The sequence below is a fragment of the Stenotrophomonas sp. STEN014 genome, from assembly GCF_056760315.1.
The window spans coordinates 137,411-162,604 of record NZ_JBRREN010000005.1 but is presented as its reverse complement, the minus strand read 5'-3'; the positions used below and the strand labels follow the sequence as shown (position 1 = coordinate 162,604).

Here is a 25,194-nt window from a genome sequence, read left to right as displayed (position 1 = left end):
GCATGTCGAACGCGAGCTCCGCGAAGCTCGATGGCCGCTCCTTACCGGATACCGCCATGAGTCTCGCCACCGTCGCCGTCCTTCAAGACGTTTCCGCCGTCGCTTCGCCCCCTACCGGGGGTGGCATCCGTGCTGTGCGCGGCGAACTCACGGTGCCGCTGTCGATGCGCCACGCCGGAGCGCGCGTGCTGCGTCTGCGCTATGAGCTGGTGGGTGTGGAAGCGGCGCCGGTGGTGCTGGTGGCCGGTGGCATTTCCGCGCACCGGCATCTGGCCGCCAATCCGGTATTCGGCGAGAAGGGCTGGGCCGAAGGCCTGGTCGGGCCGACCCGCGCGCTGGACCCGCAGCGCCGGCGCCTGCTCGGGTTCGACTTCATCGGCGCCGATGGCGATGTGGATGTGCCAATCGACACCGCCGACCAGGCCGACGCCATCGCCGCCTTGCTGGATGCACTGCATATCGAGCAGCTGCACGGTTTCGTCGGCTATTCCTACGGCGCGCTGGTCGGCCTGCAGCTGGCGATCCGCCATCCGCAGCGGCTGGCCAGGTTGATTGCAGTCAGTGGCGCCCACCGTCCGCATCCCTATGCCTCGGCGTGGCGTGCGCTGCAGCGCCGGGCGGTCGCCCTGGGCCAGCTGCAATGTGCCGAAACCCACGGGCTGGCTCTGGCCCGCCAGTTCGCCATGCTCAGCTACCGCACCCCGGAGGAGTTCGGCGAGCGGTTCGATGCCGCTCCGGAAGTGGTGAACGGGCGCGTGCGCGTCGCCGCGGAAGACTATCTGGATGCCGCCGGCGCGCAGTACGTCGCCCGCACCCGCGTCAACGCGTACCTGCGCCTGTCCGAATCGATCGATCTGCACCGCATCGAGCCGGCCGCTGTGGCCGTGCCGACGCTGGTGGTCGCCGTTGAGGGGGACCGGCTGGTACCGCTGTCCGATCTCGTCGCGCTGGTCGAGGGACTGGGCCCGCGCGGCAGCCTTCGCGTGTTGCGCTCGCCCTATGGCCACGACGCCTTCCTCAAAGAAACCGATCGCATCGACGCGATCCTCGCCAACGCCCTTCGCCTTCCCGGAGAAACCGCATGAGCCTGTCCGCCGCTTCCGATTTTCCCTGCAGCAGTGCCACCGCCGCGGTTCGCGCCGGTATTGATCGCGATACCGCCTTTGGCGCGGTGACGCCGCCGATCGTGCTGTCGTCCAACTTCAGCTTCGACGGCTTCGGCAACAAGCGCCAGTATGATTACACCCGCAGCGGCAATCCGACCCGTGACCTGCTGGGCGAGGCGCTGGCCGAACTGGAAGGCGGCGCCGGCGGCGTGATCACCGCCACCGGCATGGGCGCGATCAATCTGGTGCTCAGCGCACTGCTCAAGCCGGGCGAGAAGCTGGTGGTGCCGCACGATGCCTACGGTGGCAGCTGGCGCCTGTTCAACGCGCTGGCGACCAAGGGCCATTTCGAGCTGATCACCGCCGATTTGACCGATCCGCGTTCGCTGGCCGAGGCGCTGGCCCAGTCACCGGCGCTGGTGCTGGTGGAAACCCCATCCAACCCGCTGCTGCGCATCACCGACCTGCGTTTCGTCATCGATGCCGCACACAAGGCCGGTGCCAAGGTGGTGGTGGACAACACCTTCCTGTCGCCGGCACTGCAGAACCCGATCGCCTTTGGCGCCGATGTGGTGCTGCATTCGACCACCAAATACGTCAACGGCCACAGCGATGTGGTCGGCGGTGCGGTGATCGCCCGTGACGCGGAGCTGCACCAGCAGCTGTCGTGGTGGGCCAACGCGCTGGGCCTGACCGGCTCGCCGTTCGATGCCTTCCTGACCCTGCGCGGCCTGCGCACGCTGGATGCGCGCCTGCGCATCCATCAGGAAAACACGCGGGCGCTGGTCGACCAGCTGGCCCTCAGCGAGGCGGTGGCCACGGTCTATTACCCGGGTCTGGCTTCGCATCCGGGCCATGCGGTGGCCGCACGCCAGCAGAAGGGCTTCGGTGCGATGCTGTCGTTCGAACTGGCCGAGTGTGGCGGTGCCGACCCGCAGGCTGCGGTACGTGCCTTCCTCGATGGCCTGCGCTATTTCACCCTGGCCGAGTCGCTGGGAGGCGTGGAAAGCCTGGTGGCCCATCCGGCGACGATGACCCACGCGGCCATGACGCCTGAAGCGCGTGCCCAGGCCGGCATTTCCGACAGCCTGCTGCGCCTGTCGGTAGGTATCGAAGGCACCGAAGATCTGCTCGCCGACCTGCAGGCCGGTCTGGCGCGTGCCGCCCGGGTGATCGCGGACGGCAAGCGTGACGCCCAGCGAAAAACGGTGGATGCATGAGCGCGCAGTTGCGTACAGTCGCCGCGGCACAGGCCCGTCTGGTGCTGCTGGGCACCGGTACCGTCGGTTCGGCCTTCGTGGCCCGTTACCAGGCCTTGCAGCAACGCCAGCTGGCGCTGCCCACGCTGGATGTGGTGGCCAATTCGCGCATTGCCCTGGCCTGCGCGGATACGCCGGAGCGGGCGTTGTCGCAGGCTCGCGCCGCTGTGCGCAGCAGTGATGAGCCGGTGCATCGGCAGCAGATCGGTTGCCTGCGCGTCGGCGATATCGTCATCGACGCCACGGCCAGCGAGGACGTGGCCGCCGATCATGCCGGCTGGCTGGGGCAGGGTATCCACGTGGTGACCGCCAACAAATTGGGCAACGGCACCGCGTTGGCACGTGCGCGGCAGATCGCGGATGCCGCCGCCAGCACGGGTGCCTGTTACGGCGATGCCGCCACCGTCGGTGCCGGGTTGCCACTGCTTGCCAGCCTCCGCGCGCTGGTGGCCGGCGGTGACCACATCCATTCCATCGAGGGGGTGCTGTCCGGATCGCTGGCGTGGCTGTTCCATCGTTATGACGGCAGCCAGCCGTTTTCGGCCTGTGTGCGGGAAGCGGCGGCGGCCGGTTACACCGAGCCGGATCCGCGGATCGATCTGTCCGGCGAGGATGTACGGCGCAAGCTGCTGATTCTGGCCCGCGCCGCCGGCGTGCCGCTGGAGGCCGAACAGGTCCGGGTGGAATCGCTGGTGCCGGCCGCGCTGGCCGCGTTGCCGGCCTCGGCGGTGGACAGCGCGCTGGAGCAGTTGGATGCCCCGTTGGAGGCGCAGCTGCGCCAGGCACAGGCGCAAGGATTGCGTCTGTGCTTTGTCGGACGTCTGGACCGGGACGGTGCCCACGTGGGGCTGCGCGCATTGCCGGCCGATCATGCGCTAGCCGGCGGTCGTGGGACGGACAACCGGGTGGCGATCCACAGCGATCGCTACAACCGCCAGCCGCTGCTGATCCAGGGGCCGGGCGCCGGTGCTGAAGTGACGGCAGCGGCGTTGCTGGATGACGTGCTGCGCATCGTCGGCGGCTGACACCTGTCGCGCCTTATCATGGTGCCCGGCGCCGCATCCGCGAGTTGGCGTCCGCTGGCAGCTTGCACAGGCAGACTGCCGGCTGCCGTGCTCCGGGCCTGACCGCGCCGGTGGTTGGCCTGCGGTGATCTTCTCGACAGGTAGTGGCGCGTGTCCAAAGGTGTGGTGGTTTCGCTGGCGGCTTCGCTGCTGTTCGGTCTGATGTATTACGCCAGCCCGTGGCTGGCGCCGCTGCAGGGAACCGACATCTTTGGTTGGCGCGTGCTGTTCGCGGTGCCGCTGGTGGCGTTGATGCTGCATGTCGGCGGCGAGCCGCGCCTGATCGGTCAGACCTTGGCCCGGCTTCGCCAGGACCGCCGGTTGTGGCTGGCGATGCCGGCCTGCGCGGCGATGGTGGGCGTGCAACTGTGGCTGTTCCTGTGGGCGCCGCTGCACGGGCGCGCGCTGCAGGTATCGATGGGCTATTTCCTGCTGCCGCTGGTGATGGTGCTGGTCGGCCGGGTCTTCTATGGCGAGCGCCTGTCCGCGCTGCAGAAACTGGCGGTGACCAGTGCGGCGGCGGGCGTGGCGTGGGCGTTGCTGGGCAACCACGGCCTGTCCTGGGAGATGCTGCTGGTGGCGCTGGGCTACCCGGCCTATTTCCTGGTGCGGCGGCATCTCGGCGTGGCGCATCTGGGCGGCTTCTGGGTGGAACTGGTGCTGCTGTCACCGGTCGCCTGGTGGGCGGCAGTCGGCAATGGCGAGGCGCTGGCACAGATGCTGGTGCAGCGGCCGGCGCTGTACGGGTTGATTCCGCTGCTGGGTGCGATCAGTGCCGTGGCGCTGATGTGCTACATGCTGGCGGCGAAGATGCTGTCCTTCAGCCTCTTCGGCCTGCTCACCTATGTCGAGCCGGTGCTGCTGATGCTGGCCGCGTTGCTGCTGGGTGAGAGCGTGGGCCAGGACCAGTGGCCGACCTATCTCGCGATCTGGGTCGCGGTGGGGCTGCTGGCGCTGGAGGGGGGGCTGAAGCTGCGCACGCGTGTGTAGACCGGCAACGGTGCCCGTGCTTGCGGCGGGATATGCAATCACACGGCAACCCGGAGGCGGGACAAAACCCTGGTGGCTAGCGCGACCCGCTTTTCGCGGCCAGATGCTGCTGTACCTCGGCCCGGCTCATGCGGCGTCCGTCGCGGTTGACCACGCTGAAGTCCACCCCGTTCTCCCACAGCTGCAGGACATCCAGCACGGCGATGTCTTCCGCGGCGGTGCTGGACTGCAGGTCCAGCAGATACTGGTTGAAACCGGCATCGCGCAGCCAGGCGTCATAGCTGGAGTCGTGGTCGGTCATGAACTGGATCTGGTGGCGGCACTCTTCCCGGGCCGGCGAGGGGAACGCCTCGCATTGGGCGTTCCACTGGTGCAGGCCGATCAGGGCATCCGGTTCCATCTGCCGCTGCGCGGCGGCGGCCCACAGCCCGACGCACATGCTCGCGCAGTGGGAGTGCACGCGGACAATGAGATTGCGCCGGCGGATCATCCGTGCCGCTTCCAGCCCGGACTGGGCGTAACCGCCGCCACTGGTGATGTCGATGCGCTGCAGGGACGGGTTGGCATCCAATGCCGCTTGCAGCTGGGTGGCGAAATTCCTGCCGACGCTGCCTTCGATGCGCAGCACCGTACCTTGCTCACCCACCTGCATGCGCGCGTCTTCCACTTGCCGCAACGTGGTGGACTTCTCGCCTTGCACCACCCGCGCTTCGGACCGAGTGCCAGCGTTGCGGGGGACGGGCGCTTCCGGTTCGGCCGAGACGGAAGCCTGGGCGGAATCGGAATTCCCTGAGTTCCGCTCGCCAATGAACCAGGCCAGGACCAGCAGGATGCCCACCGCAAGCACCAGCCTGGTCAGGGTGAGCCCGCTCCTGCGTGGAGTGGGCTTGGCCCGCAGCGGATGTGCCGGGCGTGGCACCGGCGGCGGCTCATGACCTGGTTCCTGTTCGGTATGCATCCCTGCCCCTGCATCTACCTTGCGATGGCCCGATTCTGTGAGGCCGGCCCGCATCCTTGCAAGACGCGGCCGTCAGCACTCGATGACGTTCACCGCCAGGCCACCGCGGCTGGTTTCCTTGTACTTGTCCTGCATGTCGCGACCGGTATCGCGCATGGTCTTGATCACCTTGTCCAGCGACACCTTGTGCTTGCCGTCGCCACGGATGGCCATGCGCGCGGCGTTGATCGCCTTCACCGCACCCATCGCGTTGCGCTCGATGCAGGGAATCTGCACCAGCCCGCCGATCGGGTCGCAGGTCAGGCCCAGATTGTGTTCCATACCGATCTCGGCAGCGTTCTCGATCTGTCCCGGCTTGCCGCCCAGTGCGGCCATCAGTCCGCCGGCCGCCATCGAGCAGGCCACGCCCACTTCGCCCTGACAGCCGACTTCGGCACCGCTGATCGAGGCGTTTTCCTTGTAGAGGATGCCGATCGCCGCGGCGGTGAGCAGGAAGTCGAAGATTCCCTGTTCGCTGCTGCCCGGGCAGAAACGGTCGTAGTAGTGCAGCACCGAGGGAATGATGCCGGCCGCACCGTTGGTGGGCGCGGTGACCACGCGGCCGCCGGCGGCGTTTTCCTCGTTGACGGCCAGCGCGTACAGGTTGACCCAGTCCAGCGTGGTCAACGGATCGCGCATCGCCGCCTCCGGACGTGCGGACAGTTCGCGGTACAGCGCCGGCGCGCGCCGGCTGACATTCAGGCCGCCCGGCAGGGTGCCTTCGGAGCGGATACCGCGGGTGACGCAGGCCTGCATCGCCTCCCAGATCCCGCGCAGCCCGGCCCGGATCTGCTCCTCGCTGCGCCAGCACTTCTCGTTCTCGAACATCATCGCCGCGATGCTCAGGCCGCTGCGTGCGGCCTGCGCCAGCAGCTCGTCGCCGCTTTTGAACGGATACGGCACGGGGGTCTGGTCGGGCACGATGCGGTCGTCGGCGGCATCGTCCTCGTTGACCACGAAACCGCCGCCCACCGAGTAGTAATCGCGCGTGGCGATGACCTGGTCGTCGGCGTCGTAGGCGGTAAAACGCATGCCGTTGGTGTGGTACGGCAGTTTCTGGCGCTTGTTCATCGCCAGATCGCGCTTCTCGTCGAAGGCGATCTCGCGCTGGCCCATCAGTGTGATGCGCTTGCTGCTGCGGATGCGCTCCAGCGTGGCCGGAATGATGTCCGGGTCGATCGCATTGGGGCGGTGGCCTTCCAGACCCAGCAGCACCGCCTTGTCGGTGCCATGGCCGCGTCCGGTCAGGGCCAGCGAACCGAACACTTCGGCGCGGATGCGCGCCACGTCGGACAGGCGGCCCGGATCGAGCAGCCAGCGATGCACGAAGCGTTCGGCCGCGCGCATCGGGCCGACGGTGTGTGACGAACTCGGGCCAATGCCGATCTTGAACAGGTCGAACGTACTGACGGACATGCGGGTTCTGCGTACTGCGGTAAGAGGGCGGCTATTCTACGGGCTCCCCGCTGCGGGCCTTGCCTGCAGCGCAGCATTCCCGCCGTGGAGCAGCCGATGAGCCAGTGGGTTCTGTACCAGCGCGATGACTGTCACCTGTGCGACCTGGCGCTGGCGGTGCTGGCGCAGGCGCGCGCGCCGGAGTTCGACAGTGTCTTCATCGATGGCGACGAACAGCTCGAGGCCCGCTACGGCACCCGCGTGCCGGTGCTGCGCCATACAGCCTCCGGCGCCGAGCTTGACTGGCCGTTCAGCGCCGACAGCCTGATCGCCTGGCGGTGATCGTCCGACAGGAGGGAGTGCCACGGTTGGCGTGTGTGCCGTGCGGCGGCTGCGGGCAGAGGAAGGCGCCGCAGCACGCGGGCGTTGCGGTCAGGGTGCGCTCTTCAGCACCACCTTGGTGCTGATCGCCGTTTCGTTGGGAATGGTGCCGGTGTCGGCCCAGTCGCCGCCGCCGACGCCGAACTCCAGCCGCTTGACCGTGGCCTTGCCCGTCAGCACCGGCTGCGCGCCCGGCGTCCAGCTGAAGGTCAAGGTCACCGGCTTGCTGACCCCGCGCAGTTCCAGCGTACCGTCAGCTGCGTACTGGTTGTTGCCCAGCGCGCGGAAGCCGTTGGCGGTGTAGCGGGCCTGCGCGAAACGGGCGACGTTGAAGAAGTCGGCGCCCTGCAGGGTCGAGTCGCGGTCGCTGTTGCCGCTCTTTGCCCCGGCAAGCGGAATGGTCACGTCGAGCTTGCCCGCGGCCGGGTTGGCCGGGTCGAAACTGACTCGGGTCTGGAAGCCGGGGAAGGTGCCGGTGAACACTTCACCGTCGTACTTGCTGGCAAACACCAGGATCGAGCCGGGCGCCTGTACGTAGTCGGCGGCCATCGCGGGGGAGATGGCCAGCAGGCCGGCCAGTGCCGCAGCGACCGCCGTCGGCGAGGTGAGCTTGATGTTCATGCGGAATCCTTCTGTGGGGTGGGGAGCCAGCCATCGGGCAGCATGCGCACGAGCGTGGCATCGCGCTGGTGGATGTGGTGGTAGAGCGCGGCACCGGCATGGGCCAGCACCAGCAGGATCAGTACCCAGAAGCCGTACTCGTGGAGGGCATGGGAGACCTGGCTGGCGGACTCGCTGGGGGCCACCAGTTTGGGCATCTCGACCAGGCCGAACAGCTTGAACGGGCGCAGACCGCTGGCCGAGTCGTACAGCCAGCCGGACAGCGGGAGGGCGAACATCAGCAGATACAGCAGCCAGTGCGTGAGCGAGGCGATGCGTTCCTGCCAGCCGGGCGTACCCGGCACGGCGTGCGGCGCACCGGCATACAGCCGCCACAGCAGCCGCAGTGCGACCAGCACCAGTACGGTGATACCGATGGATTTGTGCATCGTGTAGATCCAGAAATACTTCGGCGTCCTGGGGAACTCGCCCATCACCAGGCCGACGATGCCCAAGGCCAGGATCAGCAGGGCGATCAGCCAGTGCAGGGTCTTGCTGACGCCGCCCCAGCGGTGTGTGGTGTTCTTCAGGGTCATGGGTGCTTGTCCATTTCATTGTTCAGGGCGGCATCGGCCGCGTCCTGCAGAGTGTCGTCTGCAGGTGTGGGAATAATGTCGGGGGCCCCTGCCGGCGCCTCGGCGTTGCCGTCGCGCACGGCTTCTGCTTCGATGCGCAACTCGACCCGGTCACCGATGACGGACTGCCAGGCGTCGATGCCGAAATCGGCACGGCTCACTACCGCCGTTGCCGAAAAGCCGGCCGTACGCCGGAACGGCGGCAATGGATAGCGTTTGAGTGCGTTGAGGGTGACCTCCAGGGTCGTATCGCGGGTGACCCCGCGCAGGGTCAGCCGGCCGTGGACACGGGCGCGGTTCGCATCGACCGGTTCGATGCGGGTGGAGACGAAGTGTGCCTGCGGGAAGCGTTCGCCATCGAGCAGGTTGCGCGCCAGCGTGGCACGGTTCCATTTGTCATCGCCCAGGTCCAGCCGGGTGAGGGGCACCGCCACGTCGAGGCGCGCGCTGGACCAGTCCTGCGGATCGAATTCCAGCACGCCTTCCGTGCCCGATACCGTGCCCAGCGCCTGCGAGAAGCCGGCATGCTCGATGGCGAACAGGACGCGGGTGTGGACCGGATCGATCCGGTAGCGCTCCGGCGCGGCCGTGGCAACCAGCGGCAGCAGGGCGCAGAACAGAATCATCAGCAGTCGCGGCACGGTCCGGCTCCGGTTCGGGGTGTCTGGATTCTAGGCGCACAGCCGGTGGGCATTGTGCGCATGGTGAGCAAAGGATTGTTACGTGCCGTTGGGGACGGACACCGCAGCGGTGATCGACGCCGGGTTTTGTCCGGTCCTGGGATAGACGCTGGCGTCCGTCGCTGGAGGTCGGCTGCGGCGTTTTGATCATGCTGCGCTTGACGGTACGGACAGGAGGCTGGATCGCGTGGGGGGCCGTTGGCGATGGCCGGACGTCCGGCGCTGTGGCCGCAGCAAATGCCGGCAGCGCACGCACATGGAATACTGGCGCAATGACTCGAATGACTTTGTGGTTCTACGGATGGATGCTGGCGGTGTTGGCGCTGCCGGTGCTTGCCGATGTGCCGGCGACGCCGCAGCCGCGGCAGATCTCCGTGGCCGATGGCCTGCCCTCGAGCAATATCAATGCGTTTGCCGAGGATGGCTTCGGATATCTGTGGCTGGCCAGTCGCGATGGTCTGGCGCGCTATGACGGGCGCAACTACCGCATCTGGCGCGCCGGCGACGGCCTGCGCGACAACCTGGTGTGGAGCCTGCATGTGGATGCCGGCAACCGGCTCTGGGCAGGCACCCAGAACGCCGGTCTGGTGATGCTGTCCCCCGACCGCCGCAGCTTCCGTTTCTATGACCGCGAGCACTTCCCGGAGATCGGCAGCAACACGGTCTGGAGCATCGCCTCTACCGCCGATGGCGACCTCTGGTTCGGCACCGCCACCGCCGGCCTGCACCGGCTGGGAGGGGACGGCAAGATCCGGCGCTTCATGCCGGTGGCCGGTGACCGGCGCAGTCTGCCGCACGCGGCCGTGGGCTATCTGGCGGTTACCGGCGATGGCAGCCTGTGGGTGGGGACCAAGGGCGGGCTGGCACGCTGGGATGGCGACGGATTCGAGCGGTTTGGCGAAGAGGTGCTGCCGTCGCTGGTGATCAACGGTCTGAAGGTGGACCGAGAGGGCCGGCTGTGGGTCGCCACCAACGAGGGGGTGGTGGTGCGCGAGGCCGATGGCCGGTTCCGGATGCCGGTCTGGGAGGGCCTGGCGTCCAACGAAGTACTGAACATGCTGCAGTACTCCGGCGATGGCAATTACTGGCTCGACACCCGTTACGGGCTGGGGCGGATGCGCAACACCGGCGTCCACAACGTGCCGCTGTACAGCACCCAGGAGCGCGGGCTGGTCAAGCCGAACTGGTCCAGTGCCCACGAAGACCGCGAAGGCGGGCTGTGGTTCGCCAGTACCAATGCCGGGTTGTGGCATCTGCCGCCGAGCTGGCGCCAGTTCTCGGTGCTTTCGCGCCGGCTGGACGATCCGGCATCGCTGCGCAATCCCTACGCGCTGGCGCTGGCGCCATCGGCCTCCGGCGGCATCTGGATCACCGGCACCCGGGGCGCGCTGGACCGGCTGGATCCGGCCACCGGTGCGGTCGAGCACCATGTGCGGAGTATCGACGGCAACAACTGGCCGCAGTCGCTGGTCGAGGATGGCCAGGGGCGGGTGTGGATCGGCAGTCTGGATGCGCTGGTGCGCTATGACCCGAAAACCGGCGCCCTACGGCGCTGGTACCGGGAGGACAGCACGGATCCGGCCTTGCCCGGCGATGGCGATCTGGTGCAGATCTGCGAAGGCGGCACGATCTGGATCTATTCCGAACGTGGCGGGCTGCAGCAGCGTGACGGCGACGGCCGGGTGCTGCGTTCGCTGCCCTTGGGGGGGGCGGGCTTGCCGGTCACCCCGGTGGAGGACGTGCGTTGCGGGCCACAGGATCATCTGTGGCTGGCCACGGCGACCGGACTGATGGCATGGAACCCGGCGTTGGCGCGTTTCGAGCCGGTGCCGGGCAGTCCCCGTGATCGGATATATGTGTTCCGCACCACCGATAGCGGTGTGGTGTGGATGGCCGGGCTGGGGCGCATGGACCAGTACCTGTGGGACGGACAGAAGCTTTCCCGCTTGGACAGTGTCGGCACCGACCGTGAATTTCCGGCGCTGGCGCCCGCGGGGCTGGTGGTGGACGCCGAGGGCGTGGCCTGGGCCAGCAGTGCGCGCGGACTGGTGCGGATCGATCCGGCCAGCCGTTCAATCCGCCTGTACGGCGTGCATGACGGCCTGCCGGGGCAGGAGTTCCGGCGCCGCGCCCTGGTCCAGGCGACCACCGGGCAGATCGCCGGTGGTACGCCCGAGGGTGTGGTGCTGTTCGATCCGGCGCGCGTCAAGCCGTCCACCCGCCAGCCGCCGCTAGTGATCGAGCGGGTCAGTGTGCGCCGCGGCGACAGCGAGCATGACCTCACCCACCAGCGTTCGCTGGAGATCGAGGACGGGGACCGCGACCTGCATATCACCGCGCGACTGCTGTCTTTCGCCGATTCGGCGACCAACGCCTACCGCTTCCGCCTGGAAGGCTATGACCCGGACTGGGTGGAGGTGGGCGCGGCGGGTGAGCGCGTGTTCTCGCAGCTGCCGCCAGGCAGCTACCGCTTGCAGGCGCAGGCGAAGACCTCCGACAACGTCTGGTCGGAAGTGCAGACGCGGCTCGTGCATGTGCAGCCGCCGTGGTGGCGCAGTCTGGGTGGGGTGATCGTGCTGACGGTGGTGGTGGGGCTGCTGCTGTTGCTGTTTGCCTGGCTGTACCGGCGCCGTCTGCGCCGCCGCAGCGAATGGCAGCTGGCGCTGCACAAGCAGGAGCTGGCCGAGCAGGCGTCGCTGGCCAAGACCCGTTTCCTGGCCACGCTCGGGCATGAGGTGCGCACGCCGATGACCGGCGTGCTGGGCATGAGCGAGCTACTGCTGTCGACCGAACTGGACGATCGCCAGCGCGGTTACACCGAGGCCATCCATCGCGCCGGCGAACACCTGCTGCGGCTGGTCAACGATGCGCTGGATCTGGCCCGGATCGAAGCCGGGAAGCTGGAACTGCAGCAGCAGCCGCTTGATCTGCAGCAGCTGCTGGAGGAAGTGTGCGCGCTGATGAAGCCGCTGGCGCAGCGCCGCGGGCTGGAATTCCGCGTTGACAGCAGCGTGCCCGCCCTGACCCAGGTGGACGGCGATGCAATGCGTCTGCGCCAGATCCTGCTCAATCTGCTGAGCAATGCGATCAAGTTCACCAGCCAGGGCTCGGTGGTACTGCAGGTGTCATTGCGGGACGGTGGTCGCGGCGTGCGGTTCGATATCCGCGATACCGGCCCGGGGATCAATGTCGAACAGCGTAAGCGTCTGTTCCGTCGCTTCGAGCAGGCCGATGGCGCACGTACCGCGGCCCGCTACGGCGGCAGCGGGCTGGGGCTGGCGATCTGCAACGAGCTGGTCAGTGCGATGGGCGGCAGCATCGAGGTGGACAGTGTGCCGGGACGTGGCACCTGCTTCAGCGTGCAGTTGCCGCTGGCTTGGCGCCAGGTCGCGGTCGACGCCGCCGGCGCGGCGGGCACCGGCCCTGCACCGCTGCCGCCCTTGCAGGTCCTGCTGGTGGAGGATGACGCCACCATCGCGCAGGTCATCAGCGGCCTGCTGGCGGTGAACGGGCACCAGGTGGTGCACGTGCCGCACGGCTTGGCGGCCTTGTCCGAGGTCAGCTGGCGCGCGTTCGACGTGGCGCTGCTGGATCTGGATCTGCCCGGCATCGACGGTTTGGTGCTGGCCGGCCAGTTGCGGACGCTGGGCTATGACATGCCGCTGGTGGCGGTGACGGCGCGCTCGGATGGCGAGGCCGAGCAGCAGGCCAGGGAGGCGGGATTTGACGGGTTTCTGCGCAAGCCGGTCAGCGCCCAGCTGCTGCTGGCCAAGATCGCCAAGGTACTGGCCGCGCGGCCGCGCAGTGCGGCGGGTGTGCCACCGCTGGTGTGATCATTCCACCACTTCTTCCACCGCCCGCGGATCCGGGCGGTTGTCCGGCAACTGCCAGAACACCAGGGTCGAACTGAGGGTGATCGCGCCGACGCAGACGAAGGTGGCGTGCAGCGCGGCCATCGCGTCGTCGCCGCTGAGGTGGGTGCCGAAGGTCGCCAGCAGGCTGCCCGCTGCGGCGGCGCCGAAGCCGGTGGCCAGCATCATCACCAGCGACAGCAGGCTGTTGCCGCTGCTGGCCTGGGCGGTATCCAGATCACGCAGCGTCACGGTGTTCATCACGGTGAACTGGATCGAATTGAACGTGCCGAACAGGACCAGCTGCAGCAATCGCAGCCACGGGGACTGCTCGGGGGTGACGAACACGAAGCTGGCCATCGCCAGTCCCACGCAGACCGTATTGAGCATCAGGATGCGGCGGTAGCCGAAGCGCTCCACCAGCGTCACCGCCGCGCGTTTGGCGACCATCGCCGACAGCGCCACGGGGATCATCAGCATGCCGGCGTTCATCGGGCTCATGCCCAGGCCCACCTGCAGCAGCAGGGGAATCAGCAGCGGCATCGCACCACTGCCGATACGCGAGAACAGATTGCCGAGGATGCCGATCCGGAAGCTGACAACCTTGAACAGCGACAGCGGGAACAGGGCGTTGCCGCTGCCGGCGGCGTGCAGCCAGTAACCGGCCAGGGCCGCGATGCCGATCACCGCCAGCAGCATCACCAGCGCGTGGGCCGGGCCGACGCCGGAGATGCCGTCCAGCGCCAGCGAAAGCGCGACCATGCCCAGCGCCAGCATCAGGTAGCCGGGCAGGTCGAAACGGGTTTTCCGCTGGGCGCGGTGGTCTGGCATGATCCGCAGCGCGGCGATGAAACCGATCATCCCGATCGGCAGGTTGATCAGGAAGATCCAGTGCCATGAGGCCACTTCCACCAGCCAGCCGCCCAGCGTCGGCCCCATCAGCGGCCCCATCAGCGCGGGAATGGCGATGAAGCTCATCGCGGCGAGGAACTGCTCACGCGGGACCGAGCGCATCACCGCCAGCCGCCCGACCGGCAGCAGCATCGCTCCACCGATGCCTTGCAACACGCGGGCGGCCACCAGCCACTGCAGCGTGGGCGACAGCGCGCAGGCCAACGAGCCCAGCGTGAACAGGATGATCGCGGCCAGAAAGGTGCGTCGGGTACCGAGGCGGTCGGCGATCCAGCCGGAGGCGGGAATGAAGCTGGCCACCGCCAGTGCGTAGCTGAACACCACCGACTGCATCTGCAGCGGGCTTTCCCCCAGGCTGTGGGCCATCGCCGGCAACGCCGTGTTGACGATGGTCGAATCCAGCATCTGCATGAAGATGCCCAGCGATACCAGCCACAGCAGCGGCCGGTGCGTGGCGTTGCCGGAGGCTGGAGCGGCCGGATTCATGGCAGCGGTGTGATTTCCATGACCCCGCTCAGCGCGTCGTAATAGAACCAGTCGCTGGCGTTGTCGGCCAGCCAGCCGATCTGTGCGCGTTGGGGGCCGGGCAGGTGGCACAGCAGCGAACGGCGCAGCACCGGCGCGGCCGCAGGCGGGGCCTCGAACAGGTCCCCCAGCGAGTCGGCGACCGGCTCGCCCCAATGCAGGCAGTTCGCCCCGGCGGCGGTGGTGGTGTCCCAGTCCATCTTCTGCCAGAACGCGATGCGCTGGCTGTCGTCGAGCACTGCGGCCGGGGCCTCGGGCTTGCCGGGCTGCTGCACGCGGTAGTCGCCGTCGCGATGCGGAGTGATCGTCCAGACGGTTTCGCCGTCGGTGGCGGTGTAGGCATGGCCGAACCGGCCGGCCAGCGGAGCCGCGGCCCCGGCCGCCACCGCGCCGGCGACCAGGAGCAGGATCAGCGCGGTGGCGGGCAGACGCATGTCAACGGCGGCTGTGGCTGTGGACGGCATCCACCAGCACGGCGACGTGCTCGGGATTCATGTCCGGCGACATGCCGTGGCCGAGGTTGAACACATGGCCTTCGCGTGAGCCGCCGTTGCCGTCACGGTAGCTGTCCAGCACCACGCCCACTTCGCGGCGGATCGCCTCGGGAGAGCCATACAGCGTGGCCGGATCCAGGTTGCCCTGCAGCGCGACCCGGCCGCCGGTGCGGCGCACCGCATCGCCCAGCTCGGTGGTCCAGTCCACGCCCACCGCATCGGTGCCGCTGGCGGCCAGTGCTTCCAGGTGCTGGCCGTTGCCCTTGCCGAACAGGATCAGCGGCGCGTGCTCGGCCCCTTGGCCGCGGTCCAGCTCGTGCGCGATCCGGGTGAGGTAGGGCAGCGAGAACTCGCGGTACATCGCCGGGCTCAATACGCCGCCCCAAGTGTCGAACACTTGCAGCGCCTGCGCACCGGCCAGGCGCTGGGCCGACAGGTAGGCGATCACCGCGTCGGTGACCACGCCCAGCAGCTGGTGCAGGGCCTGGGGTTCGTTCAGGGCCAGCGCCTTGATGCGCGCGTAATCCTTGCTGCCGCCGCCTTCGACCATGTAGCAGGCCAGCGTCCACGGGCTGCCGGAAAAGCCGATCAGCGGCACCTTGCCGTCCAGCTGGCGGCGGATCACCCGCACCGCGTCCATCACATAGCGCAGCTCGGTTTCCATGTCCGGCACCGCCAGTTTGGCGATGTCGGCCACGCTGCGCACCGGATGGCGGAACTTGGGGCCTTCACCGTCGACGAAATACAGCTCCAGACCCATCGCATCGGGGATGGTGAGGATGTCGGAGAACAGGATCGCCGCGTCCAGATCGAAGCGCTCCAGCGGCTGCAGGGTGACTTCGCAGGCGATGTCCGGGTTCTTGGCCATGGCCAGGAAGCTGCCGGCGCGGGCGCGGGTGGCGCGGTATTCCGGCAGGTAACGGCCGGCCTGGCGCATCAGCCAGACGGGGGTGCAGTCCACAGGCTCGCGGCGCAGGGCGCGCAGGAAGCGGTCGTTGCGAAGTGGGCTGGTCACATGAACTCCTGGATAAAGGTAGACGCAGGAACGCGCGGGGCGTCCTGTGGGGATGCGGGATCAGGGTTGTGGCTGGCCGCTGGCGAACATCAGCTGGAAGCCGCGCTTGAGCTGCGCATCGCGTGCCTTCTCGAAGGCTTGCAGGGCGTCGTCCTGCTGCAGGAAAAGTTCGCGGCGCAATTGCACGCGGCCGCCGATCTGGCCGCTTTCACGCAGCAGTTCCCAGCCGCCGAGCAGGTCGGCCACCAGGGACAGCTGGACATAGCGGGGGGCTTCGTTGCCGCTGGGCGGCTGTTGCAGGAGGACACGCATGCCGCCGATTGTAGCCGCTGCGGCGGATTTCAGCCGCAGCGGGGGCGGTTGTCCGCCACCGCAGGAGCGCCCGACCACGGCGCAGGGTCTGGGGCCCGTTCGTCGGTGTCCGCTGCCCGTTGCCGGATGGGCTCAGCCCGGCTGGAGGATCGCCAGCACCGCGGCTTCGTCCACATCCGGCACCACTTCGGCCCGGCCGATGCCCCGCCACAGCACCAGCCGCAGGCGGCCGGCGATGTTCTTCTTGTCCAGCCGCATATGGGCCAGCAGCGTTTCCGGCGCCAGCCCGGCGGGGATGTCCACCGGCAGGCCATAGGACAGCAGCAGTTCGCGCAGGCGGTCGGTGTCGGCCGCCTCGGCCATGCCCAGTGCCGCCGACAGGCGCGCGGCCAGCACCATGCCCACGGCCACGGCTTCGCCATGGTTGAGGTTGTCGTTGCCCGGTGCGCCATAGCCCTGTGCGGTCTCGATGGCATGGCCGAAGGTGTGACCGAGGTTGAGCAGGGCGCGCTCGCCCTTTTCCAGTGGATCACGTTCGACGATCTGCGCTTTGTGTTCGCAGCTGCGGGCGATGGCCTGTGCCAGCGCGGCGTCCTCGCCGGCCAGCAGTGCGTCGCGCTCGCTCTGCAGCCACTGGAAGAACTCCAGGTCGCGGATCGCACCGTACTTGATCACTTCGGCCAATCCGGCACGCAGCTCGCGCAGCGGCAGGCTGCGCAGCACGGCGGTATCGGCGATCACCGCGCGCGGCGGATGGAAGGCCCCGACCAGGTTCTTGCCCTGGGCGATATCCACCGCGGTCTTGCCGCCGACCGAGGAATCGACCATCGCCAGCAGGGTGGTGGGCAGTTGCACGCAATCCACGCCGCGCATCCAGCAGGCGGCGGCAAACCCGGCCAGGTCGCCGACCACGCCGCCACCCAGGGCCAGCACGCAGGCGTCACGGGTGGCGCCCAGCGTCGCCAGTGCATTGATCGCGCCGGCGAAGTTGTCCAGCGTTTTGGAGGCTTCGCCAGCGGGAATGATGTATTCGCCGATCTTCAGCACCGGGCGTGCGGCCAGCAGTGCGGCCTGCACTTGCGCCAGATACAGCGGGGCGACGGTGTCGTCGCTGACCAGCAATACGTGGCGGCCGCGGATGGCATCGGCCAGCAGTTCGCCCCGGGCCAGCAGGCCAGGACCGATGTGGATCCGGTAAGGGCGTTCACCGCCGACATCGACGGTAGGGGGAGCAGCGGGGGTCATGCGGGAAGTTCCGAAATCTGCCAGAGCGCGGCCAGCCGCACCACGGCATGGGCGGTCGCTTCGGCGGGGGTGTAAAGGTCGGTATCGATGGTCAGGTCGGCCACTTCGCGGTACAGCGGATCGCGGAAGGCCGCCATCTCGTGCAGCACCTGCTCGCGGTCATCGCGCTGCAACAGCGGGCGGGTCTTGTCGCGCTGCAGGCGTGCCAGTTGCGAAGCGACGCTGACCCGCAGGTAGACGACAAAACCGCGCTGCCGGATCAGCCGGCGGTTGTCTGCATCGAGCACGGCGCCGCCACCGGTGGAAATCAGCTGGCCACCGCGTTCCAGCAGCGCGCCGAGCACGCGCTTTTCATGCACGCGGAAGCCGGGCTCGCCGAGGTTGTCAAAAATGGCGGGAATGCTGGAGCCGGTGTCATCGACGATGGCCTGGTCGGCATCGACGAATTCCAGCCCGAAGCGCTCGGCCAGACGCCGGCCGATGCAGGTTTTCCCGGCCCCCATCGGGCCGACCAGAATGAGGTTGGGGGCTGGATTCATAGCGGATCGATGCTAGCACCTCGTGTCGGTGCCTTAACAAGGTAGCAGCCAAGCTCTGCCCTTCCACGAATGGTTCGTGGTGCAACCAAGGAGCAGGGCATGTCTGTAGCGAAAATCATCGAAGTCAGCGCCTCGTCCAAGACCAGCGTGGAGGAGGCGGTGCGCTCGGGTCTGAAGAAGGTGGCCGAGACCGTCAAGGGCATCCAGGGCGCGTGGATCAGCGAAACCAAGGCGGTCACCGACCCGCAGGGCAACATCATCGAGTGGCGGGTCAACCTGCGGATCACGTTCCTGGTCGAGTGAGCCGGCCGCTGGCGTAGGCGCGTGGCCCGAGCAGTGACCGTCGGTTCCTACGCCTGGAGTGGCCGCCGCTGCGCGTCCAGCGCGATCACGCGGTCGGCAATAGCCGGCAGGGTGCGCAAGGCCTGCCGGCTGATCCGCTCGTAGAACTGCACGAAGCGTTCCAGCTGCGCGCGGCTCATGCCGCTGCGGCCGGGGGCCGCCTGTTGCAGCGCCTGTTCCTGCTGCCAGCGCCACTGCGGCACCACCGCAAACCCCGGTGGTTGCAGGAACCAGAGGCGATCGAAGCGCCGCCACAGCGCCGGATAGTCATCGGCCAGGGTCTGGTTGCACCAGCGCCGCCAGCGCCCGTCAGCGTCGGCTTCGCGCTCCAGCGCGTTCAGCGGTGTCTGCAGCGCCGCCTCCGGTTCGGCCGGGGTGCCCAGGAACCAGCCTTCGAACACCAGCAGGTCCAGGCGGCCGTCGATCCGTTCCCACTGCGCTTCGTCCACCCGCTCATCGGCCAGTTTGTCAAAGCGCGGCAGGGGGAATGGTTGTCCGCTGCTGGCGGCATCGAGCGTATTCAAGGCCAATGGCAGATCGTGGGTGCCGGGCGGGCCGCGCGTGGCCAGCAGCGGATGCACGCGATCGGCCAGACGCTGGCGCTGGGCACGGGTGAGGTAGGTGTCATCGATGGACAGCGCCGCCGCGCGCAGGCCGCGGCCGCGGGCCAGCTCCACCACCTGTGCGGCCAGCGTGGATTTGCCGCTGCCCTGCAACCCGCTGATCGCCAGGATCGGGGTGGTCCTGCCGCTGCACAGCGCGTCGTCGAGGGCCTGTGTGACCAGCGTATCGGCGAAGCGGCGGACGGAGAAACGGTGCGGAACCGGTGACATGGCGCCACAATAGCCCAAACCCGTGCTGTTCGAAGTGGAGCCATGACTGATCTTTACGCAGAAGCGCTTGCCACCTTCGCCTCGCTGTTCGCGGAGGCCAAGGCCAGCCAGGAAATCGATGCCACGGCGATGACGGTGGCCACCGCCGACATTGACGGCCGTCCATCGGCACGCACCGTGCTGCTCAAGGCCTTCGATGAGCGCGGTTTCGTGTTCTACACCCATCTTGACAGCCGCAAGGGCCGCGAACTGCACGAAAACCGGCAGGTCGCGCTGTTGTTCCTGTGGCGCAGCCTGCGCGAGGCCGGCATCCAGGTGCGGGTGGAAGGTGATGCGCAGCTGGTATCGGCCACCGAAGCCGATGCCTATTTCGCCACACGGCCGCGTATGAGCCAGATCGGCGCCTGGGCCTCGGCGCAATCGCAGCCGCTCGCCTCGCGCGAGGAGTTCGAGCAGCGGCTGGCCAGTTTCGAGGCGCGCTTCGAAGGACGCGAAGTGCCGCGCCCCGACGGCTGGGGCGGAATCCGCGTGGTGCCGCGACGCATCGAGTTCTGGTACGGCGCCGACTTCCGCCTGCACGAACGCTGGTGCTATGAGGCCGATGCCGGCGGCAGCTGGAGCAAGCAGCTGCTGTACCCGTGAGCCGGTGATGCGCGGCGCAGCGGTGACATCGCGGATCTGCAGCGGCGCACCGGGCGGAGGCGTCTTGGCGCGTCGTCCAGGTCATTGGCGGTCAGACTCATGACCCTGCATCCGCTCTACCGCATCACCGTGTTCGTACCGCCGGCGCATCTGCAGGCGCTCAAGGACGCGATCCTGGCAGTGGACGATCTGTCCGCCGGGGGCTATTCGCACGGCATGTGGGAATCGGCACCGGGGCAGGAGCAGTTCCGCGTGCTGCCAGGCACGCACAGCGCCATCGGACAGCCCGGCGCGCTGGTGCGCGAAGCCAGCGTGCGTCTGGAGTTCTGCATCCCGCGTGATGCCGCGCGCCTGCAACGGTTGCTGGAAGACGGCATCGCCGCCCATCACCCGTGGAACAGCCCGGCGGTATTCGTCGATACCACGGAGTTCGCAAGCCCATGATCGGCCCGCGCCGCATTGTCTGCCTGACCGAAGAGCCGACCGAAACGCTGTATGCGCTGGGCGAGCAGGACCGCATCGTTGGCATCAGCGGTTTCACCGTGCGGCCGCCGCAGGCGCGGCGTGAGAAGCCCAAGGTCAGCGCCTTCACCAGTGCCAAGGTGGAGGAAATCCTCAAGCTCAATCCGGATCTGGCGATCGGCTTTTCCGACATCCAGGCCGACATCGCCGCCGAGTTGATCCGCAATGGCGTGGAGGTGTGGATTTCCAATCACCGCAGTGTCGCTGGCATCCTCGATTACATCCGCCGGCTCGGTGCGCTGGTGGGTGTAGCGCAGCGGGCGTACGACTATGCCGACCAGCTGCAGCGCGGGCTCGATGCCATCGCCACGCAGGCGGCGACGTTGCCGCGGCGGCCGCGCGTCTATGTCGAGGAATGGGACGAGCCGATCATCACCGGTATCCAGTGGGGCGCCGAGCTGGTGGAAATCGCCGGCGGCATCGATGTGTTCCCCGAGCTGTCGCGCGAACCGCTGGCCAAGGCGCGGATCCTCGCCGATGGCGGGCCGGTGATAGCGCGCAACCCGGACATCATCATCGGCTCGTGGTGCGGCAAGAAATTCCGCCCGGAGAAAGTCGCGGCGCGTCCGGGCTGGGAGGTCATCACCGCGGTGCGCGACGGCGAACTGCACGAGATCAAGTCGCCGCTGATCCTGCAGCCGGGCCCGGCGGCGTTGACCGATGGCGTGGGCGCGATCGCCGCGATCATCCTGGCGTGGGCTCAGCGACAGGGCTGAGTGGGGATGGCGGGCGGGACCGTTGTCGCCGCCCAGTCCTCGCGACAGCTCAGTCGTGGTCGCCCGGTGCGCGTCCGCTGTAACGCGCACGCGGCCGGATCAGCGTGCCCAGCGCCTGTTGTTCCAGCGCATGCGCCAGCCAGCCGGTCAGGCGCGCGCTGGCGAACATCACCAGCGCGTGGGTCGCCGGCAGCGCGTAGACATAGCAGATCGCCGCGAGCAGGCCGTCGATGTTGGGATGCTGGCCGCTGTGCTCGGTGGTGGTCGCCAGTACCGTCTCCACATGCCGCATGCGCGGGCAGTCGCCGCGCAACGCCCGCAGCTGGCGCAGCACTTCGGCCCCGCGCGGATCGCCATCGGGATACAGCACGTGATTGAAGCCGGGCAGCTCGTCGCCGCGCCGCCAGCGTTCGGCGATGAAGCCGGCCGGCGCGCCGCTGGCCTCGGCATCGCACAGCAGCGCATGCGCGCGCGCGGTGGCGCCGCCGTGGCGCGGGCCGGACATCGCCGCCAGCCCGGCGCACACGGTCGCGTGCAGGTGCGCGCCGGTGGAGGCGACCACGCGGGCGGCAAACGCGGACACGTTCAGTTCGTGATCGGCACACAGCACCAGCGCCGCGCGCACCACCTCGGCGAAACCGGCATCACCGGGCTGCCATTGGTCGGCGAGCAGGCGATGCACCGGCCGCGCGTCGGGCTGGGTGCCGACCAGCAGCGCGGCGTTCTGCCGCAGCAGCATCGCCGCCACTTCGCGCCGTACCGGTGCGGCGGCGTTGTGCGATTGCCGGTGTTCCAAGGCCAGCAGCGGCAGGCAGGCCATCGCCCGTTCCAGTGGCGGCAGCGAGCTGTCCAGGGCCAACGGCGCGATGCGCTCGGGCCAGACATCCGGCACCGAGGCGACGAACGGATCCTGTTCCTCGCCTTCCCACAGCAGGCGGGCGATGTCCTCCAGCGTGGCGCCGCTGCGCGCGGCGGTGACGGCCGAGCGGCCACGGTAATACGGCGCATCCGGACGGATCAGCGAGATCCGTGTCTCCAGCACCGGCAGCCCGCGATCCAGGCTTTGCGCCGCCCCGCGCGCGGCGCCGCGTCCGGCCTGCTTGCGGCGTGCCAGCCGTTCCACTTCCGCGCGCAGATACACCCGGCTGCGCGCGTCCGGACCGGGACGTGAGCTGAGCTGGCCGCGGCTGACATAGGCGTACAGGGTGCCAGCACTGATCCCCAGCAGCGCGCAGGCGTCGCTGGCGGGAATCAGTTCGGGGCCGGATTGCTCGGACATGACGTATTCAATAGATTGATTTGTTGAATCAAGATTGATCAATGATTGCGATGGTGACAGATTGGGCGCCATCGCGGAATGGCACCTCGCCTCCGCCAGGACAGGAGCCCCCCATGAGCCTTTCTTCCGCTGGCGCCGCGTTCCGCGCCGCCCTGGCCGCCGAATCCCCGCTGCAGGTGATCGGCGCCATCAACGCCAACCACGCCCTGCTGGCCAAGCGTGCCGGCTACCGCGCCATCTACCTGTCCGGTGGCGGTGTCGCCGCCGGTTCGCTGGGGCTGCCGGATCTGGGCATCAACACGCTCGAGGACGTGCTGATCGACGTGCGCCGCATCACCGATGTCTGCGACCTGCCGCTGATGGTGGATATCGATACCGGCTTCGGGCCCAGCGCGTTCAACATCGCCCGCACCGTGAAGTCGTTGATCAAGGCCGGCGCGGCCGCCTGCCATATCGAGGACCAGGTCGGTGCCAAACGCTGCGGTCACCGTCCGGGCAAGGAGATCGTCAGCCAGGGGGAGATGGTCGACCGGGTGAAGGCCGCCGCCGATGCCAAGACCGATCCGGACTTCTTCCTGATCGCCCGCACCGATGCGATCCAGATGGAGGGCGTGGATGCGGCCATCGAGCGGGCCATCGCCTGCGTCGAGGCCGGTGCCGACGGCATCTTCGCCGAGGCCGCCTACGACCTGGAAACCTACAAGCGCTTCGCCGACGCGGTGAAAGTGCCGCTGCTGGCCAACATCACCGAATTCGGCGCCACGCCGCTATTCAGTCGCGACGAACTGGCCTCGGCCGGCGTGGCGATCCAGCTGTTCCCGCTGTCGGCGTTCCGTGCGGCCAACAAGGCCGCCGAGAACGTGTACGAGGCCATCCGCCGCGACGGCCACCAGCGCAATGTGGTGGACACCATGCAGACCCGCGAGGAGCTGTACGACCGTATCGGCTACCACGCCTTCGAACGCAGCCTGGACAAGGTGTTCGCTGGCAAGGGCGCATGATGGCGGCTTTCCCGGCCGGTTGACCCGCCATGGCAAACCCCTCGCCCCGTACCGCCCGTGTTGATCGCCGCGAAACGGCGCGCCGGCTGTTGCAGAAGGAGCTGGAACAGCTGCCGCCGGAGGAGCGGCTGGTGGTCGAGCGCTTCATCTCGCGGCGCAAGGTCGCGCGCAATGTGGGGCAGGAGTTCCACCAGGCGCGCACCTTCGGCGCGCGGGCCGCCGACAAGGTGGCGAAGGTGGGCGGCAGCTGGAGCTTCATCCTGTGCTTCTTCTTCCTGCTGCTTGTGTGGATGGTGGCCAACAGTTTCATGCTGGCCAAGGCGTTCGATCCCTATCCCTACATCCTGCTGAACCTGGTGCTGTCGTGTCTGGCGGCCATGCAGGCACCGATCATCATGATGAGCCAGAACCGGCAGGCGGCCGTGGACCGGATGCATGCCGAGAACGACTACCAGGTCAACATCAAATCCGAACTCGAAGTGCTGCAGATCCATGAAAAGCTCGATCTTCTGCGTTCGCAGGATTGGGCGCTGCTGGTGGAGCAACAGAACCGGCAGATCGAGATGCTGCAACGGCTGCTGGAGCAGAACACACGCGCCGCCGGCCGCAACCCAGACTGAAACCGTGAACCCGTTTCCCCGGAGGTAAACACCATGTCAGAGCAAACCGCCGCACCGGCTTTCAAGCCCAAGAAGTCCGTCGCCCTGTCCGGCACCGCCGCCGGCAACACCGCGCTGTGCACCGTCGGCCGCAGCGGCAACGACCTGCATTACCGCGGCTACGACATCCTGGACCTGGCCAATACCAGCGAGTTCGAGGAGATCGCCCACCTGCTGGTGCACGGCAAGCTGCCCAACAAGGCCGAACTGCGTGCCTACAAGGCCAAGCTGAAGGCGCTGCGGGGCATCCCGGCCGCGGTAAAGGCCGCGCTGGAGGAGCTGCCGCCGTCGGCGCATCCGATGGACGTGATGCGTACCGGCGTGTCGGTGCTGGGTTGCGTGTCGCCGGAGAAGGACGACCACAACCACCCGGGCGCGCGCGACATCGCCGACAAGCTGATGGCCTGCCTGGGCTCGATGCTGCTGTACTGGTACCACTGGAGCCACAACGGCCGCGTCATCGACGTGGAGACCGACGATGACTCCATCGGCGGCCATTTCCTGCACTTGCTGCACGGCGAGCAACCGCAGGATTCGTGGGTCAAGGCGATGCATACCTCGCTGATCCTGTACGCCGAGCACGAGTTCAACGCCTCCACCTTCGCCTGTCGCGTCATCGCCGGCACCGGCAGCGACATGTACAGCGCCATCACCGGCGGCATCGGCGCGCTGCGCGGCCCCAAGCACGGCGGCGCCAACGAAGTCGCGTTCGAGGTGCAGAAGCGCTACGAGACGCCGGACGAGGCCGAGGCCGACATCAAGGCCCGGGTGGAGCGCAAGGAAGTGGTGATCGGCTTCGGTCACCCGGTCTACACGGTGTCTGATCCGCGCAACCAGGTGATCAAGGACGTGGCACGCGCGCTGTCGGCCGAGCAGCAGAACATGAAGATGTATGACATCGCCGAGCGCCTGGAGTCGGTGATGTGGGACATCAAGAAGATGTTCCCGAACCTGGACTGGTTCAGCGCGGTCAGCTACCACATGATGGGCGTGCCGACGGCGATGTTCACCCCGCTGTTCGTGATCGCCCGTACTGCCGGCTGGAGCGCGCACATCATCGAGCAGCGCATCGACGGCAAGATCATCCGCCCCAGCGCCAACTACACCGGCCCGGAAGACCAGGCCTTCGTGCCGTTGGACAAGCGCGGCTGATCGCGCCGCCAGACCTCGCCCGCGCTAGCGGGCGGGGCCGCCTTCTTT

At 68.0% G+C, this 25,194-nt stretch carries 26 protein-coding genes; 13 read left to right on the top strand and 13 right to left on the bottom strand.

The window, feature by feature from the left end:
- Positions 1–2 precede the first annotated feature (2 nt).
- From metX to rarD, 4 genes are all read left to right on the top strand, one after another.
- Entirely contained in the window at positions 3–1,085 is a 1,083-nt protein-coding gene (gene metX, locus ACVOMC_RS09080; RefSeq protein ID WP_481523679.1) for a homoserine O-succinyltransferase MetX, read from the top strand.
- Positions 1,082–2,326: an O-succinylhomoserine (thiol)-lyase gene (locus tag ACVOMC_RS09075; RefSeq protein WP_481523678.1), complete on the top strand. Its 1,245-nt coding sequence runs from the start codon at positions 1,082–1,084 to the stop codon at positions 2,324–2,326. The genes metX and ACVOMC_RS09075 overlap by 4 nt, the downstream gene beginning before the upstream one ends.
- Complete coding sequence (locus tag ACVOMC_RS09070; protein WP_481523677.1) at positions 2,323–3,390, top strand: homoserine dehydrogenase family protein; 1,068 nt, start codon at positions 2,323–2,325, stop codon at positions 3,388–3,390. The genes ACVOMC_RS09075 and ACVOMC_RS09070 overlap by 4 nt, the downstream gene beginning before the upstream one ends.
- Before the next feature lie 150 nt (positions 3,391–3,540).
- A complete protein-coding gene (gene rarD, locus ACVOMC_RS09065) occupies positions 3,541–4,419 on the top strand; it encodes an EamA family transporter RarD (protein ID WP_481523676.1) in 879 nt (292 codons plus the stop codon).
- A gap of 76 nt (positions 4,420–4,495) precedes the next feature.
- Here the strand turns inward: rarD and ACVOMC_RS09060 are convergent, their stop codons facing one another.
- Positions 4,496–5,119 carry a hypothetical protein gene (locus ACVOMC_RS09060; protein WP_481523675.1) on the bottom strand — a complete coding sequence of 208 codons (624 nt, stop codon included), beginning with the start codon at positions 5,117–5,119 and terminating at the stop codon, positions 4,496–4,498.
- Positions 5,120–5,449: 330 nt separating this feature from the next.
- The gene (locus ACVOMC_RS09055; protein WP_481523674.1) at positions 5,450–6,832 is read right to left on the bottom strand and encodes an L-serine ammonia-lyase; all 1,383 of its coding nucleotides are present in this window, start codon (positions 6,830–6,832) and stop codon (positions 5,450–5,452) included.
- 96 nt (positions 6,833–6,928) lie between these two features.
- Between ACVOMC_RS09055 and ACVOMC_RS09050 the strand changes: the two genes are divergently transcribed.
- Positions 6,929–7,153: a glutaredoxin family protein gene (locus ACVOMC_RS09050; RefSeq protein ID WP_054659845.1), complete on the top strand. Its 225-nt coding sequence runs from the start codon at positions 6,929–6,931 to the stop codon at positions 7,151–7,153.
- Between the two features lie 90 nt (positions 7,154–7,243).
- Here ACVOMC_RS09050 and ACVOMC_RS09045 read toward each other — a convergent pair whose 3' ends face one another.
- The 3 genes from ACVOMC_RS09045 to ACVOMC_RS09035 are packed head-to-tail and all read right to left on the bottom strand — an operon-like array spanning position 7,244 to position 9,053.
- Positions 7,244–7,813, bottom strand: a complete 570-nt coding sequence (locus tag ACVOMC_RS09045) for a YceI family protein (RefSeq protein WP_057506029.1) — start codon at positions 7,811–7,813, stop codon at positions 7,244–7,246.
- On the bottom strand, positions 7,810–8,388 hold the full coding sequence (locus tag ACVOMC_RS09040) for a cytochrome b (RefSeq protein ID WP_481523673.1): 579 nt from the start codon (positions 8,386–8,388) through the stop codon (positions 7,810–7,812). The genes ACVOMC_RS09045 and ACVOMC_RS09040 overlap by 4 nt, the downstream gene beginning before the upstream one ends.
- On the bottom strand, positions 8,385–9,053 hold the full coding sequence (locus tag ACVOMC_RS09035; protein ID WP_481523762.1) for a YceI family protein: 669 nt from the start codon (positions 9,051–9,053) through the stop codon (positions 8,385–8,387). The genes ACVOMC_RS09040 and ACVOMC_RS09035 overlap by 4 nt, the downstream gene beginning before the upstream one ends.
- A gap of 326 nt (positions 9,054–9,379) precedes the next feature.
- Here ACVOMC_RS09035 and ACVOMC_RS09030 point away from each other — a divergent pair, with 326 nt between their 5' ends.
- On the top strand, positions 9,380–12,940 hold the full coding sequence (locus tag ACVOMC_RS09030) for an ATP-binding protein (protein WP_481523672.1): 3,561 nt from the start codon (positions 9,380–9,382) through the stop codon (positions 12,938–12,940).
- Here ACVOMC_RS09030 and mdtD read toward each other — a convergent pair whose 3' ends face one another.
- The 6 genes from mdtD to ACVOMC_RS09000 form a co-directional block, all read right to left on the bottom strand.
- A complete protein-coding gene (gene mdtD, locus ACVOMC_RS09025) occupies positions 12,941–14,356 on the bottom strand; it encodes a multidrug transporter subunit MdtD (RefSeq protein ID WP_481523671.1) in 1,416 nt (471 codons plus the stop codon).
- Positions 14,353–14,829, bottom strand: coding sequence for a hypothetical protein (locus ACVOMC_RS09020; protein ID WP_481523670.1), 477 nt, complete (start codon positions 14,827–14,829; stop codon positions 14,353–14,355). The genes mdtD and ACVOMC_RS09020 overlap by 4 nt, the downstream gene beginning before the upstream one ends.
- Position 14,830: 1 nt before the next feature.
- Positions 14,831–15,904, bottom strand: coding sequence for a uroporphyrinogen decarboxylase (gene hemE / locus ACVOMC_RS09015; RefSeq protein ID WP_481523669.1), 1,074 nt, complete (start codon positions 15,902–15,904; stop codon positions 14,831–14,833).
- A 60-nt stretch (positions 15,905–15,964) separates the two neighbouring features.
- Positions 15,965–16,216, bottom strand: a complete 252-nt coding sequence (locus ACVOMC_RS09010) for a WGR domain-containing protein (RefSeq protein WP_054660501.1) — start codon at positions 16,214–16,216, stop codon at positions 15,965–15,967.
- A gap of 132 nt (positions 16,217–16,348) precedes the next feature.
- Positions 16,349–17,461, bottom strand: a complete 1,113-nt coding sequence (gene aroB / locus ACVOMC_RS09005; protein WP_481523668.1) for a 3-dehydroquinate synthase — start codon at positions 17,459–17,461, stop codon at positions 16,349–16,351.
- Positions 17,458–18,000, bottom strand: a complete 543-nt coding sequence (locus ACVOMC_RS09000) for a shikimate kinase (RefSeq protein ID WP_481523667.1) — start codon at positions 17,998–18,000, stop codon at positions 17,458–17,460. Before ACVOMC_RS09000 ends, aroB begins: the two co-directional genes overlap by 4 nt.
- A 99-nt stretch (positions 18,001–18,099) precedes the next feature.
- Here ACVOMC_RS09000 and ACVOMC_RS08995 point away from each other — a divergent pair, with 99 nt between their 5' ends.
- On the top strand, positions 18,100–18,303 hold the full coding sequence (locus ACVOMC_RS08995; protein ID WP_481523666.1) for a dodecin family protein: 204 nt from the start codon (positions 18,100–18,102) through the stop codon (positions 18,301–18,303).
- Positions 18,304–18,350: 47 nt separating this feature from the next.
- Here the strand turns inward: ACVOMC_RS08995 and ACVOMC_RS08990 are convergent, their stop codons facing one another.
- Positions 18,351–19,175, bottom strand: a complete 825-nt coding sequence (locus tag ACVOMC_RS08990; protein WP_481523665.1) for a kinase — start codon at positions 19,173–19,175, stop codon at positions 18,351–18,353.
- A gap of 42 nt (positions 19,176–19,217) precedes the next feature.
- On the opposite strand from ACVOMC_RS08990, the gene pdxH reads away from it, so the two are divergent.
- From pdxH to ACVOMC_RS08975, 3 genes are all read left to right on the top strand, one after another.
- On the top strand, positions 19,218–19,817 hold the full coding sequence (pdxH, locus tag ACVOMC_RS08985; protein WP_057506025.1) for a pyridoxamine 5'-phosphate oxidase: 600 nt from the start codon (positions 19,218–19,220) through the stop codon (positions 19,815–19,817).
- A gap of 99 nt (positions 19,818–19,916) precedes the next feature.
- The gene (locus ACVOMC_RS08980; protein ID WP_054660550.1) at positions 19,917–20,261 is read left to right on the top strand and encodes a YqfO family protein; all 345 of its coding nucleotides are present in this window, start codon (positions 19,917–19,919) and stop codon (positions 20,259–20,261) included.
- A complete protein-coding gene (locus ACVOMC_RS08975; protein ID WP_481523664.1) occupies positions 20,258–21,055 on the top strand; it encodes a cobalamin-binding protein in 798 nt (265 codons plus the stop codon). Before ACVOMC_RS08980 ends, ACVOMC_RS08975 begins: the two co-directional genes overlap by 4 nt.
- 49 nt (positions 21,056–21,104) lie before the next feature.
- Here the strand turns inward: ACVOMC_RS08975 and ACVOMC_RS08970 are convergent, their stop codons facing one another.
- Positions 21,105–22,334, bottom strand: coding sequence for a citrate/2-methylcitrate synthase (locus ACVOMC_RS08970; protein WP_481523663.1), 1,230 nt, complete (start codon positions 22,332–22,334; stop codon positions 21,105–21,107).
- A 113-nt stretch (positions 22,335–22,447) separates the two neighbouring features.
- On the opposite strand from ACVOMC_RS08970, the gene prpB reads away from it, so the two are divergent.
- The 3 genes from prpB to prpC are packed head-to-tail and all read left to right on the top strand — an operon-like array spanning position 22,448 to position 25,146.
- Positions 22,448–23,335 (top strand): methylisocitrate lyase, encoded by an 888-nt coding sequence (prpB, locus tag ACVOMC_RS08965; RefSeq protein ID WP_481523662.1) that lies wholly within the window; start codon positions 22,448–22,450, stop codon positions 23,333–23,335.
- A gap of 29 nt (positions 23,336–23,364) precedes the next feature.
- Complete coding sequence (locus ACVOMC_RS08960; protein WP_481523661.1) at positions 23,365–23,955, top strand: DUF1003 domain-containing protein; 591 nt, start codon at positions 23,365–23,367, stop codon at positions 23,953–23,955.
- Between the two features lie 33 nt (positions 23,956–23,988).
- Positions 23,989–25,146 carry a bifunctional 2-methylcitrate synthase/citrate synthase gene (gene prpC, locus ACVOMC_RS08955; RefSeq protein ID WP_481523660.1) on the top strand — a complete coding sequence of 386 codons (1,158 nt, stop codon included), beginning with the start codon at positions 23,989–23,991 and terminating at the stop codon, positions 25,144–25,146.
- The last annotated feature ends 48 nt before the right edge of the window (positions 25,147–25,194 follow it).